Raw genomic sequence first — 13,303 nt, forward strand, 5'->3', positions numbered from 1 at the left:
CGATCCTGGCACGTCGTCGGACGCGCCTCCTACGATGGCGGGCATGGGACACGACCACGGCCACGCGCACGGACACGCCTCCGAGCGCGCGCTGCTCATCGCGTTCTGCATCTCGGCGGGCATCCTGCTGGCCGAGGTGGTCGGCGCGGTCGTCACAGGCTCCCTCGCGCTGCTCGTCGACGCCGGGCACATGGTCGTCGACACCGGCGGGCTCGGCATCGGTCTCGTCGCGACCCGGCTGGCCCGCCGCACCCCGACCGCGCGGCGGACCTGGGGCTACCAGCGTGCCGAGGTGCTCGGGGCGACGGCCCAGGCGGCGATCCTGCTCGCCGTCGGCGTGTACGTCGTCATCTCCGCTGTGCAGCGGCTCTTCGTGCCCGAGGAGATCGAGGCCGGTCCGCTGCTCGTCTTCGGCGTCGTCGGGCTCGTCGGCAACCTCGTCGCGTTCGCGGTGCTCGTCCGGGCCTCCGGCGAGGGCTTCACGTCCCGCGCTGCCCGGCTCGAGGTCCTCAACGACACCCTCGGGTCCGTGGCCGTGATCGCGGCCGCGGTCGTGCTGTTCGCGACCGGCTGGCAGCGGGCGGACTCGGTCGCGGCGCTGCTCATCGGCGCGCTCATCCTGCCGCGTGCCGTCAAGCTCCTGCGCGAGACCGCCGACGTCCTGCTCGAGGCCACCCCGCGCGGGCTCGACCTCGACGCCGTCCGAGGGCACATCCTCGGGCTCGACCACGTCATCGCCGTGCACGACCTGCACGCGACGCTCGTGTCCACCGGCGTCCCGAACCTCACCGCGCACGTCGTGGTGGACGACCACTGCTTCACGACCGCGCACGCCCCGGCGATCCTCGACGAACTGCAGCAGTGCGTGGCCGAGCACTTCGACGTCCCCGTCGAGCACTCGACGTTCCAGCTCGAGCCCGCGTCGCACCAGCGGCACGAGCACGAGGTGCACGCCTGACCCGGGCCCGGCCCGGGGACGGTCAGCAGTCGGACTCGTCCGTCGGGTACGCGGTGATGACCCGCTCCGTCGTGGCCGACACGATGACCTTCACGAAACCGTCGGGGCTCGGTGCCGTCCCGTCGTCGAACCGGACGGGCGCAGCGTAGCAGACCTTGCCGTCGCCGGCGTCGACCGGCAGCCCCTTCTGCGGGCTCGTCAGCGCCGTCCGCACCGCGGTCAGCATGGCGTCGTCCCAGTCCCGCTCGGCGGTGTGCCCGGCGAGGACCTCCCGCCAGTCCCCCGTGTGCCGGACCCGGATGTGCTCGTACCCCTGCGCCGAGGTGCCGCACTGCATGACGACCCGGCCGAGCGCCGCGGTCTCGTAGGCGGCGACCGTGGCGCGGGAGTCGCTCGTGCAGCGGTCGAGGACGTCGGCGCCGGGCAAATCGGGCCCGTTCCGGTCGACGACCGCGACGCCGCTGCCGTCCCCGGTGTCACTGCCGCCGTCCGAGTCGCCGGTGCCGCTCGTGTCGCCGCTGCCGGCGGTCGGGGCGCTGCGGTCGGAGGCCGTGGCGGACGGGGCCGCCGAGAGCACCGCGTCGTCGCCGTTCCGCGCGTTCGTCAGCGCGAAGCCGCCGATCACGACGACGGCGGCGAGGGCCGCGGCGACGCCGGTGAGCGTGGAACGCGAGCGCTTCGAGGACATGCGGCCAGTATGCCGGAGGGGGCGGAGCCTCCCGGGCGGCCGGGGCGCGGCGGGGCGGCGGGGACGGGGGCGCGGCGGGGCGCGGCGGGGGCGCGGCGGGGGCGGCCGGGCGGCGGACGCATGACGCCGCTCGGAGCGTGAGACGCCGCCAAACTCGGCGGCGTCTCGTCGTGCGAGCGGCGTTCAAGACGGACGGGGGCGTCTCGCGCAGGCGGGGGCGTCACCCGCGTGGGCGAGGCCCGGCGGTGCCGACACACCTCCGGGCCGGCGAGACGCCGCTCGGAGCGTGAGACGCCGCCGAACTGGGCGGCGTCTCGTCGTGTGAGCGGCGCCCAGGACGGACGGGGGCGTCTCGTGCCGACGGGGGTGTTCTGCCCGGGTCAGGCGCGGGCGGCCAGCCGCGACCCGGCGACGGTCGCGAGGGCCGCGACGAGCACGACGTAGCCGATCAGGACGGGCAGGGTCGGCAGCACCAGCAGGGCGGCACCGACCGCGACGACCGGGACGGTCAGGCCGGCGTAGGCGATGAGGAAGGTCGCCGCGAGGACGCCACCGCGCTCCACCGGGCCGACGAGTGCCCCGGCGCTGCCGATCGAGGCGCGGAAGAGCAGCCCGACCCCCGCACCGGCGACGACACCGCCGCCGATGAACCCGGCCACCTGCAGCACCACGGCCGAGACCGCCAGGACGCCGAGCCCGCCGACGAGCAGGACCCCCCCGAGGCGGATCTGCGTGCGCTGCGGCAGCCTGGCGAACACGATCTGCGACAGCGCGCTCGCGGCGAAGACCCCGAAGGTCGTGGCACCCGCGGCGAGCCGGTCGGTGACGTGGAACGTCGTGCCGAGGAACGTCGGTGCGACCGAGGTGAACAGGCCCTGCACGGCGAGGGCGGCGAACGCCCCGGTGCCGGCGGCCCAGAACGCCGCGCCCTGTCCCTCGGGAGCCCGCAGGCGCTGCGGGTGGTACGGCACCGGCTCGGTCGGACGGTCGACCGTCTCGGGGACGGCGAGGACCACGACGAACGCGATCGCGAGCGCGACGACGAACACCACGTAGGGCACCATGAGCGGCTGTCCGACGAACTCCGCGAGGGCGCCGCCGATCAGCGCACCGAGCGACAGCCCGCCGAGGTTCACCACACCGGCGGCCACGCTCGCACCCTTGGCCGAGGACTCGTCACCCGTCGCACGGACCTTGAGCTCGCCGAGGTGCGCGGTGGCCGTCGCCGTCAGGGTGCCGACGCCCAGGCCGGTGACGAGTCGGGCGACGATGAGGCCGGTGACGTCGTTCCACAGCAGGAACAGCACGGCGGCGACGAGCTCCAGGGCCACGGAGACGAGGATGAGCGGCCGGCGACCGTGCACGTCGCTGAGGTGTCCGGCGAACCAGAGGGAGCCGACGACGCCGAGGCCGTACGCGGCGAAGACGACGGTCGTCGTGAACGTCGGGAAGCCGTCGCGGGCCTGGTAGATGACGTAGAGCGGGGCGGGGACGGTCGCGAAGGCCATCACCGAGGTGAACGCGAAGGCGACGGCCCAGAAGCCGAAGCCGTGGCGACGGCGGGTGTGCGCGCGACGGCCTCGCGGAGCCGGAGCGGTGGCCGGGGTGCCGGTCGCCGGGGTGTCGATGACGGATGACATGCCCTGATCGTCCCACCGGCGGTGCATCGAGTCGAACGGACGTCCTTGATACCTGGCATCGATACCGTCGATGATGGTCGCGTGGAGACCCGCCTGCTCGAACAGTTCGTGACCGTCGCGGCCGAGGGCAGCGTCACGCGCGCCGCCGAACGGCTCTGGGCCGCGCAGTCGACGGTGTCCGCCGGCATCGCGAGCCTGGAGCGGACCCTCGGCGCGCGGTTGTTCGAGCGGGGTGGTCGAAGACTCGTGCTGACGCCGACGGGCGCCGACCTGCTCCCGCACGCGCGCGCGGTGCTCGGGTCGCTGGACCGGATGCGGGACCTGGCGGCGGTGTCCGACGCGGAACTGCGCGGCCGCGTGCGCCTCGGCATCTTCACGAGCATGGACATCGTCGACCTGACCGGGGTCCTGCGGGGGTTCCGGCAGCAGCACCCCCTCGTCGCCGTGGAGCTGATGACCTCGCCGAGCGGGACGACCGGACTCGTGCAGGACCTGGTGGCGGGGCGGCTCGACCTCGCCTACACGGGCCTGCCGAAGACGCCGACCGGGGTGGTGGTGGAGCCGCTGCGCGAGATGCCCTTCCGGGTGTTCGTCGCCGCCGACCACCCACTGGCCGACCGCGCCTCGGTGTCGCTCGGCGAGTTGGCGGACGAGTCGTTCGTCGACACGGCGCACGGGTTCGGCAACCGGATGATCCTCGACGCGACGCTCGAACGGCTGGGGATCCGCCGTCGGGTGGTCGCGGAGATGAACGACATGCCGGCCGTGGTCCGGTTCGCCTCGGCCGGCATCGGGGTGGGGGTCGTCCCGGACTCCGGCGTGCGGTACGACGGCGTGGTGCTGGACCTGGAGGACGAGGTCGAGCCCCTGCGGATCGGCCTGGCGATGCGGAGCGACCCGGAGCCGAACCGGGCGACCCAGGCGCTGGCACGGGCGATCGTCGCCGCGCGGCGCTGACCAGCGGACGCCGGGACGCCGTCGCTGCTCAGCGCACGTCGCGCCCGCGGTGCGTCGTACCCACGGTGCGTCGTGCCCCCGGTGCGTCGAGCCCCCGGTGCGTGGTGCCCGCGATGCGTCGAGCCCGCGGTGCGTTCGAGGTCGCCGGACGCGCAGGTCAGTGGAAGCCGTCGTCCTCGGACTTGCCGGGGGTCTTGTGCCCGCCGAGCATGTCGTTGTCGTCCTGCTCGGTGGTCGAGGTGAGCTGGAGCATCGCCATCACGACGACCACGACGATGAACCCGACGCCGAAGAAGACCAGCGACAGCGTCAGCTCCCGCGTGGACATGAGCACGACGAGCCCGACGACCACCGCGATGACCGCGGAGATTCCGAGGAGTTCGGCCGGACGCAGGCGGTCGCGGCGGGTGGGGGTGGTCATGCGTGTGGTGCTCCGTCCGGGGTGGCCGCCGGGGCAGCCGTCCCCCACTTGTGCGAGAGGCCGGCGATCAGGTGGAAGACCGCCGCGATGGCGAGGTAGGCGCCGAGCAGTCCGACCAGGACGATCGAGGCGTCGAGGGTGCCGGTGACGCGCTCGACGCCGCCGAGCTGCTGGGAGTAGTCGGGCGGCGTCACGAGGAAGGCCACCGCGAGCAGGAGCGTCAGTCCACCGACGGTCGTCCAGTCACGGGCGAACGGCGAGCGCCCCCGGGCGCGGACCCCCTGCGTCAGTTCGAGTGCGCCGGCGAGGACCGCGAAGGCGACGACGATCGAGATGAACGCCGGCAGGCCGATCCCACCGCACGCGATCGCCGCGACGCCCGCGAGGACCGAGAGCACGGCCTGCACGACGCCGGTGCGGCGGGACCGGCCGTCGCCCGGCAGGCGGGAGGCGCTGGCCCACGCCAGGACCGCGCCGTCGACCAGGGCGAAGACGCCGAACAGGACGAGGCCGAAGCCGGCCGAGTGGTTCGGGGAGAACGTGATGACCATCGCGATCACGGCGGCCGGGACTGCCCGGAGGACGGGGACCGGCCAGTACCGCGCGCGCTGCTGGGCGTCGTCCACGGAGTCGGACACAGGACCTCTCTCGGGCTGGCGGTTCGTACGGTCGATCCTACCGCCGCCGTCCCGGGCGTCCGTCCCGCGCGGGTGCCGCCGGTGCCGGAGGGGACCCGCGCGCGGGCCCCCTCCGGCAGGACGCCGGTCCGTCAGCCCCGGTCCACGACCGGGGCCTCGTCCTCGCCCGGCGTGCACCGGCGCCGTCGGACGACCAGCCACGCGCCCGCGCCGACGGCGGCGAGCGCCGCGGCCACCAGGCCGGCGGTCGTCAGACCGGAGGCGCCGGTGTAGGCGAGCGCTCCCGGGGCGGCGGGCCGATCGGCACCGCCTGACGCACCGACCGCGGTCGGACCGGGGACCGGCGCACCCGGCCCGGCGCCCCCGGCCGGTCCGGCCGGTCCGCCAGGACCCTGCGGCCCCTGCGACCCCTGCGGTCCCTGCAGGCCGCCAGGGCCCTGCGGTCCGCCGGGACCTCCGGGACCCTCCGGACCCTCCGGACCCTCCGGACCCTCGGGACCCTCGGGACCCTCGGGACCCTCGGGACCCTCAGGATCCTCAGGACCTTCGGGCCCCGTCGGTCCCTCCGGGTCGACCACGGAGATCGGCACCTCGGGCGACTCCTCGCCCCCGTCGGGGTCCGTGGGCGAGGTCGCCGTCGCCACGTTCACCACGTCGGACCCGTCGCCGCGGTACCCCGGGTCGAGTCGCGCCCGCAGGTGGAAGGCGTGCTCCTGCCCGGGCGCCAGGTCGACGTCCGAGGAACAGGTGACGCGCTGCCCGGCCGCCGAGCAGCCGTCGTCCGACCCCGCGAACGCCAGCTGCGCCGGCAGGTCGTCCACCGCTCCGACGTCGACCGCCGTCGACGGTCCCCCGTTCCGCGCCGTCACGGTGTACTCGACGGTGTCGCCCGGTGCGACCGGGTCCGTCGGCGCCACCGACTTCCCCGTGGTGAGCTGCGCAACCGCGGTGACCGGGGCGGACGCGACGGACCGGTTGTCGGCCTCGTTCGTGTCGGACAGCCCGGGGGCGGTGCGGACGGTCGCGGTGCTCGTGAGCTCCCCGCTCGCACCCGGGTCGAGGGTGCCCTCGATCGTCACGGTCGCGGTGCCATCGCGGTCGAGTCCGACGGCGGTGCGGACGTCGCCCGTGCCGGCAGCGTCCCGACACGTGGAGGGCGCGGTCGCTGCGCAGGACCAGTGCACGTCGCGCACCTCGTCCGGGACGTCGACGTCGAGCGGGCTCGGCGAGGACGCGTTGCTCCCGACGTTGGACGCCGTCACGGTGTACCGCACCCGGTCCCCCGCCACCACCGGTGGCACGTCGTGCTCGACGCGCAGGTCGGCGGGCTGCCGGACGCGCAGGTCGTCGACCTCGTGGAAGCTCTTGTAGGACCCGGTCGCGCCGGTGAACCCGAGCCGCAGGGTCTTCGGCAGTGCGGCCTGCCCGGCACCGTCCAGCGTGACGTGGTCGAGCACGGTCCGCATGCCGTCGGCCGTCTGCATCTGGACGGTCAGGGTGAGCCGGCCGTCCTCGGGCAGGAGCGTGACGCGCATCCGTCGCGCAGCCGAGCTGCCGGTGGCCACCCCCGTCGCGATGGCCGCACGCTGGACGAACCGGTAGCCGGTGACACCGTCGCCGGACCCGCGGACCGTGACGCTGTTGCGCTTGCGACCCGGCCCGCTGTCGTTGAACGGCAGCGAGAAGTTGCCGTACTCGTCGAGGGCGATCGCCGCGAACGCCCCCGGCAGTCCGGGCAGGGTGCAGGGGCCGCCGCCCTGGTTCGTGTCGGAGCGGCAGGCGTACCCGAGGGCGGCGCCGTACGCACCGACCCCGGCCGGCACGGACCCGTCGGCCAGGTAGAGCAGGAGTCCGTCGGCGCCGATCTCGTCCGGCGTCCACATCGCGTAGTCGAACTCGATGTCGAGGCCGAGCGAGGACGGGAAGACGTCGTCCATGGCCCACGCGCCGGCCTGGTTCGGCTGCGCCGCGGTCAGGCGGAGGCGCCCGCCGGTGGTCTTCGCCGATCCGCTGAGGGTGCCACCGGCAGCGTCGTCGAACCCGGTCGACCACGGGAAGGTGAGCTCGCCCGCAGTGGCCGGCGGGGTCGGCAGTGTCGGGACGGTGAGGGCGCCGAGCGTCGCGGCCGTGGCCGCGACCAGGAGCGCCCGGCGCAGTCCGCGTGTCCGTCGCGGTCGCGGCGTGGCCGGGTCCCGGCGTCGGTCGGGAGGCGGTGGTGCGGTGGTCGTGTCGTGTGTCATGCCACCGATGGTCGCGACCCGGCGGCGACCGACCGGCGGTCCGGAGCCGACCTGTGGAAGGCGGCCACGGGCCTCCCGGATGTGCAGGAGAGGCCCGTGGCCGCGGTGGTGTGGGAGCTAGGCCAGCCAGACCGTGGTGCCGCCGGGCAGTTCCCCGTCGCCGAGCTGTCCGGACGTCACGACGACGGCGCCCTCGGGCATCGGGACCGGCTCGGACCCGAAGTTCGTGTACGACCGCCACCCGTCGTGTCGCGCGAAGGCGACCACGTCGGGCGAGGACGTCTCGAGCCAGGTCAGCTCCTCGCCCTGCTGCAGGCGTCGGCGGGCGGACAGCGCCTCGCGGTAGAACGACAGCGTCGACCCGGGCACCCGATCCTGCGCCTCGACGCTGGACGCGCCGAAGTCCACCGGCTGCGGCAGGTGCGGAGCGGCGTCGCCGAAGCCGAAGGACGGCCCGGTCTCCGTCCACGGCAGCGGCACGCGGCAGCCGTCGCGGCCCTTGACCGTGTGGCCGGTGCGCAGCCACTTCGGGTCCTGCAGCTGGTCGTGCGGGATCGCCGGCGCCTCGTGCAGCCCGAGCTCCTCGCCCTGGTAGACGTACGACGAGCCCGGCAGCGCGAGCACCAGCAGGGTGGCTGCCCGGGCGCGCCGCAGGCCGCCCTCGCGGTCGAGTGGCGGCTGCTCGCCGTCCGTCATGAGCCACGCGTCGGTGTCCGTGCCGTCGGGCAGCCCGTACCGGGTCGCGTGCCGGACGACGTCGTGGTTCGAGAGCACCCACGTGCTCGACCCGCCGGACGTCTGCGCGGCGTCGAGGTTCTGCTCGACGAGCGTCCGGAACTCGGTGGCCGCGAAGGGCGCCTCGAGCAGGTCGAAGTTGAACGCCTGGCCGAGCTCGGTCGGACGGGCGTAGAGCACCCGGCGGGGAGCGGCGGCCCAGGCCTCGGCGATCGCGGCTCGGGGCGGGGCGTACTCGTCGAGCACCTTCCGCCACGAGGCGAAGATCTCGTGCACCTCGTCGCGGTCGTACAGCGGGTCGGAGCCGTCGAGCGGCAGGTCGTCCGCGTTCGAGGGCCGGTAGGGCTCGGACAGGTCCTTCGCGAGCCCGTGCGCGACGTCCACCCGGAACCCGTCGACCCCGCGGTCGGACCAGAACCGGAGCGTGTGCTCGAAGTCCTCGTGGACCTCGGGGTTGGTCCAGTCCAGGTCTGGCTGCTCGGGCGCGAAGAGGTGCAGGTACCACTGGCCGTCCGGCACCCGCGTCCAGGCGCTGCCGCCGAAGTTCGACACCCAGTCGCTCGGCGGCTGGTCGCCGTCGGGCCCGGAGCCGTCGCGGAACACGTACCGGGCACGTTCGACGGACCCGGGGGCCGCGGCGAGGGCGGCCCGGAACCACTCGTGCTGGTCGGAGGTGTGGTTCGGCACCAGGTCGACGACGACGCGGAGGTCGTGCTCGTGCGCCGTGTGGATGAGCTCGTCGATCCGGTCGAGCGACCCGAGCTTCGGGTCGACGTCCCGGTAGTCGGCGACGTCGTAGCCGCCGTCGGCGAGCGGTGACGGGTAGAACGGCGACAGCCACAGGGCGTCGACGCCGAGCTCGGCCAGGTAGGGCACGCGGCTGGTCACGCCCGCGATGTCCCCGATCCCGTCGCCGTCGGAGTCGGCGAAGCTCCGGGGGTACACCTGGTAGACGACGGCCTGCCGCCACCAGGCCGGGTCGGTGGTGCGGGGCGTGTCGGTCGGCGTCCGTCTGGGGGTCACACGGCCGACACTACCGACGGCCCCTCCGCGTGGTCGAGGTGTGGTGACACGCCCGCGTGACGGCCACGGAATCCCGCGTGGTGCGGATTGGTTGTCGCTGAAACCATCACGTCCGTCGGTGGTTCACCGCGACCAGAAGGAACGCCATGACCAAGATCGTCGCCCTCGTGGGCAGTCTCCGCGCCGGGTCCACCAACCGCCAGCTCACCGAGGCGGCCGTCCAGCACGCCCCGGAGGGCATCGAGCTCACGGTCTTCGACGGCATCGTCGACCTGCCCTTCTACAACGAGGACCTCGACGGCGAGACGCCGCCGGCGGCCGCCGTCGCATTCCGCCAGGCCGTCGCCGAGGCCGACGGCCTGCTGCTCGTCACGCCCGAGTACAACGGCACGATGCCGGCCGTGCTGAAGAACGCGCTCGACTGGGCCTCGCGCCCCTTCGGCTCCTCCCCCATCTCCGGCAAGCCGGTCGCCGTCATCGGCTCGGCGTTCGGCCAGTACGGCGGCGTCTGGGCCCACGACGAGGCCCGCAAGGCCGCCGGCATCGCCGGTGGCAACGTCCTCGAGGACGTCAAGGTCGCGATCCCGCAGTCCGTGGTCCGGTTCGCCGAGACCCACCCGCGTGAGGACGAGGAGGTCGTCGGGCTCCTCCGCGGCGCCCTGACCGCCCTCGCCGACGCCGCCGGCGAGCCCGTCGCGGCGTAGTCCCGCCGGTCGCGTGACGACGCGACCACGGTACGGACGGGAGGCTCCCACCCAGCCCGGCGGGAGCCTCCCGTCCGTCTGCCGCACGTCGGCCGGATCGCTAGACAGCCTGGCCACCAGACGGACTACCATCATCGGATGACGACGCAGGAGATCACAGAGGCGTCCGGTTACTGGTTCCCGGACGACGACGCGACCCAGCGCGGTGTCGCCGTCCTGAACGCGCTCCGCCGCTACCGTGCCTCCGAGACGGCCATGCGCCGCCGCACCCGCGACTCGATGGGCATGGGCGAGACCGACCTGCTCGCCGTCCGCCACCTGCTGCAGGCGCAGCGGGCCGGCCGGTCGGTCAGCCCGAAGGACCTGTCCGCCTACCTGAAGATCTCGTCCGCGTCGACCACGATCCTCGTCGATCGCCTGGTGAAGAGCGGTCACGTCCGGCGCGAGCCGCACCCGACCGACCGACGCGGGCTCATCATCGTCCCCACCGTCGAGACCGACGCCGAGGTGCGCGCCACGCTCGGCGTCATGCACCGCCGCATGATGGGCATCGCCGAGGGCCTGACCGCGGAGGACGCCCGCGTGGTCGCACTGTTCCTCGAGCAGATGCGGGTCGCCGTCGACCAGGTCGACCCGTCCGCCGTCCAGCACTGATCCGTCCGGGGGACGGTTCCTCGACACCCACTGGGAACGCTCCGGCGCGGAGCGCGTAGACCGGAACGGTCAGCACCGCGAAGAAGGAGTCGTCACATGCACGCATCGGACAAGCTCGCCGCCAACCTGCAGAAGGTCCTCGTGGACCTCATCGACCTGCACCTGCAGGGCAAGCAGGCCCACTGGAACATCCTCGGCACCAACTTCCGCGACCTCCACCTGCAGCTCGACGAGATCGTCGACGCCGCCCGTGAGTTCGCCGACGACACCGCAGAGCGCATGCGTGCCCTGTACGCCGTGCCGGACGGCCGCTCGGCCACCGTCGCCGCCAGCAGCCACCTCGACGCGTTCCCCGAGGGCGAGGTCGCCACGACCGACGCCATCGACCTGGTGACCCTCCGCCTGTACCAGGCCACCGGCACCATGCGCGACGTGCATGACGAGGTCGACGAGGAGGACCCGACGACCGCCGACCTGCTGCACGGCTTCATCGAGCGCCTCGAGCAGCTGGCCTGGATGGTCTCCGCCGAGAACCGCGCGCCCCGCACGCCGCTCGCCGCCGCCACCAGCCCGGCGACCGCCGAAGCGTCCGCGCACTCCTGAGCCGCGGGTCGCACGTGGACCTCGGGATCCAGGGCAAGACCGCACTCGTCTTCGGCGGTGACTCCGGCATCGGCTGGAACACGGCACGCATCCTCCTGGCAGAGGGTGCGACCGTGGTCGTCACCGACCTCGACCAGAGCCGGCTCGACACCAGCGCGGACCAGCTCGAGGCGCCCCTCGGCAAGCTGCACGCCTTCGCGGCGGACGTCCGGAGCGCCGACAGCCTCGCCGCGCTGCACCAGCAGGTGCGGGATGCCGTCGGCGAGATCGACATCCTCGTGCAGTCCTCAGGCGTCACGGGCGCCCAGGGGATGTTCCACGAGATCGACGAGGCCGGCTGGCAGGAGACGCTCGACGTCGACCTGATGGGCCCGGTCCGCATCACGCGCGAGTTCATCGGGGACCTGCGGAACGGCGGCTGGGGTCGCATCGTCTACCTGGTGTCCGAGGACGCCAGCCAGCCGTACGACGACGAGCTCCCCTACTGCGCCGCGAAGGCCGGGGTCCTGTCGTTCGCGAAGGGCCTGTCGCGCTCGTACGCGTCCGAGGGGCTGCTCGTGAACACCGTCTCGCCCGCGTTCATCCACACGCCGATGACCGACGCGATGATGGACAAGCGCGCGAAGGAACTCGGCACCTCGTTCGACGAGGCGGTCACGAGCTTCCTCGACGAGCAGCGCCCCTACATGGAGCTGAAGCGTCGCGGTGAGCCCGAGGAGGTCGCGAATGTCGTCGCGTTCCTCTGCTCGGAGCTCGCCAGCTTCGTGAACGGCTCGAACTACCGGGTCGACTCCGGCTCGGTGGCCACCATCTGACGGAGGAACCTTGACCGACCACCGCTACCTGATCGTCGGCGGCGGGATGGTCGCCGACTCCGCTGCCCGCGGCATCCGCGAGCTCGACCCCGACGGTTCGATCGGGATCATCGGCGAGGACGTCGACCGCCCGTACGCCCGACCCGCCCTGTCCAAGAAGCTCTGGACCGACCCGGACTTCAGCTGGGACGAGAAGGTCGACCTGCACACCGAGGAGACCGGCGCCGAGTTCGTGCTCGGCACCCGCGTCGCGTCCCTCGACCGTGCGGCGAAGACCGTCACCACGGCCGACGGGCAGACCGTCGGCTACGAACGGCTGCTCCTGGCGACCGGCGGCCACCCGCGCGACCTGCCCGGCCTGGCACCCTCCGACCGGGTGCTCGCCTTCCGCAGCGCCGAGGACTACCGCACGCTCCGCCGGCACGCCGACCGGGGCGCGCACGTCGTGGTCGTCGGCGGCAGCTACATCGGCACCGAGATCGCCGCGGGCCTGGTGCAGAACGGCGCCCGCGTGACGCTCGTCACCCGCGACGACGTGCTCGGCGGGCACATGTTCCCCGCCGGACTCGCCTCGGCGTTCCAGCAGCGCTTCGTCGACGCCGGCGTGGAGGTCCGCACGGGTCGCCGCGTCGAGTCCGGGTCCGAGGACGCCGACGGGGTCACGCTCACCCTCGACGACGGGTCGACGATCACGGCCGACGCCGCGGTCGCCGGTCTCGGCATCGACCCCGCCACGCAGCTCGCCGAGGACGCCGGCCTGGCGGTCGACGACGGCGTGTCCGTCTCGGCGACGCTCGTCACCGAGGACCCCGCCGTGTTCGCCGCCGGCGACGTCGCGTCGTACCCGGACCGCCTGCTCGGCACCCGCCGGGTGGAGCACGTCGACAACGCGAAGCAGCAGGGCCGGCAGGCCGGACGCAACCTCGCCGGGGCGGACGAGCCCTACGAGCACACGCCGATGTTCTACTCGAACGTCTTCGACGTCGGGTACGAGGCCGTCGGCGTCGTGTCCTCGTCGCTCCGCACGGTCGAGGACTGGGCCGAGCAGGACGAGCGCGGCGTCGTCTACCACCTGGACGACGACGACCTGGTCGCGGGCGTGCTGCTGTGGAACGTGCCGGGCAGGACCGACGAGGCCCGCAAGGTCCTCGCCGAGGCGCACGCGCTCACGCCCGACGCGTTGCCGGGCACGATCAGCGCCGACTGACGGCTGGCGGGCGAGCGCCC

The 13,303-nt window shown here is 73.7% G+C and carries 13 protein-coding genes; 7 read left to right on the forward strand and 6 right to left on the reverse strand.

All coding sequences use genetic code 11. The features are described from left to right. The first annotated feature begins 43 nt into the window (after window positions 1-43). Entirely contained in the window at window positions 44-958 is a 915-nt protein-coding gene (locus tag KM842_RS11575; protein WP_216258520.1) for a cation diffusion facilitator family transporter, read from the forward strand. Window positions 959-980: 22 nt separating this feature from the next. On the opposite strand, the gene KM842_RS11580 is transcribed toward KM842_RS11575, so the two are convergent. After that, window positions 981-1,646 carry a hypothetical protein gene (locus tag KM842_RS11580; protein ID WP_216258521.1) on the reverse strand — a complete coding sequence of 222 codons (666 nt, stop codon included), beginning with the start codon at window positions 1,644-1,646 and terminating at the stop codon, window positions 981-983. Window positions 1,647-2,026: 380 nt separating this feature from the next. Further along, window positions 2,027-3,286, reverse strand: a complete 1,260-nt coding sequence (locus tag KM842_RS11585) for an MFS transporter (RefSeq protein ID WP_216258522.1) — start codon at window positions 3,284-3,286, stop codon at window positions 2,027-2,029. Between the two features lie 81 nt (window positions 3,287-3,367). On the opposite strand from KM842_RS11585, the gene KM842_RS11590 reads away from it, so the two are divergent. Continuing rightward, window positions 3,368-4,243 (forward strand): LysR family transcriptional regulator, encoded by an 876-nt coding sequence (locus tag KM842_RS11590; protein WP_216258523.1) that lies wholly within the window; start codon window positions 3,368-3,370, stop codon window positions 4,241-4,243. 157 nt (window positions 4,244-4,400) lie between these two features. Here the strand turns inward: KM842_RS11590 and KM842_RS11595 are convergent, their stop codons facing one another. The 4 genes from KM842_RS11595 to KM842_RS11610 all read right to left on the reverse strand — a co-directional run bounded on the left by KM842_RS11595 (window position 4,401) and on the right by KM842_RS11610 (window position 9,300). Continuing rightward, a complete protein-coding gene (locus tag KM842_RS11595; protein WP_216258524.1) occupies window positions 4,401-4,664 on the reverse strand; it encodes a hypothetical protein in 264 nt (87 codons plus the stop codon). Beyond that, complete coding sequence (locus tag KM842_RS11600; RefSeq protein WP_253206111.1) at window positions 4,661-5,302, reverse strand: DUF308 domain-containing protein; 642 nt, start codon at window positions 5,300-5,302, stop codon at window positions 4,661-4,663. The genes KM842_RS11595 and KM842_RS11600 overlap by 4 nt, the downstream gene beginning before the upstream one ends. A 131-nt stretch (window positions 5,303-5,433) precedes the next feature. Continuing rightward, the gene (locus tag KM842_RS11605; RefSeq protein WP_216258527.1) at window positions 5,434-7,542 is read right to left on the reverse strand and encodes a lectin-like domain-containing protein; all 2,109 of its coding nucleotides are present in this window, start codon (window positions 7,540-7,542) and stop codon (window positions 5,434-5,436) included. Between the two features lie 117 nt (window positions 7,543-7,659). Beyond that, entirely contained in the window at window positions 7,660-9,300 is a 1,641-nt protein-coding gene (locus KM842_RS11610) for a glycoside hydrolase family 13 protein (RefSeq protein WP_216258529.1), read from the reverse strand. A 146-nt stretch (window positions 9,301-9,446) separates the two neighbouring features. On the opposite strand from KM842_RS11610, the gene KM842_RS11615 reads away from it, so the two are divergent. From KM842_RS11615 to KM842_RS11635, 5 genes are all read left to right on the forward strand, one after another. Beyond that, a complete protein-coding gene (locus KM842_RS11615; RefSeq protein WP_216258532.1) occupies window positions 9,447-10,004 on the forward strand; it encodes an NADPH-dependent FMN reductase in 558 nt (185 codons plus the stop codon). Window positions 10,005-10,142: 138 nt separating this feature from the next. Further along, window positions 10,143-10,658, forward strand: coding sequence for a MarR family winged helix-turn-helix transcriptional regulator (locus tag KM842_RS11620; RefSeq protein WP_216258534.1), 516 nt, complete (start codon window positions 10,143-10,145; stop codon window positions 10,656-10,658). Window positions 10,659-10,754: 96 nt separating this feature from the next. After that, complete coding sequence (locus KM842_RS11625) at window positions 10,755-11,261, forward strand: Dps family protein (protein ID WP_216258537.1); 507 nt, start codon at window positions 10,755-10,757, stop codon at window positions 11,259-11,261. 14 nt (window positions 11,262-11,275) lie between these two features. Beyond that, entirely contained in the window at window positions 11,276-12,076 is an 801-nt protein-coding gene (locus KM842_RS11630; RefSeq protein ID WP_216258538.1) for an SDR family NAD(P)-dependent oxidoreductase, read from the forward strand. Window positions 12,077-12,086: 10 nt separating this feature from the next. Further along, window positions 12,087-13,283, forward strand: coding sequence for an NAD(P)/FAD-dependent oxidoreductase (locus tag KM842_RS11635; RefSeq protein WP_216258540.1), 1,197 nt, complete (start codon window positions 12,087-12,089; stop codon window positions 13,281-13,283). Window positions 13,284-13,303 lie beyond the last annotated feature (20 nt).

The organism is Curtobacterium sp. L6-1, assembly GCF_018885305.1.
Classification (GTDB): domain Bacteria; phylum Actinomycetota; class Actinomycetes; order Actinomycetales; family Microbacteriaceae; genus Curtobacterium; species Curtobacterium aetherium.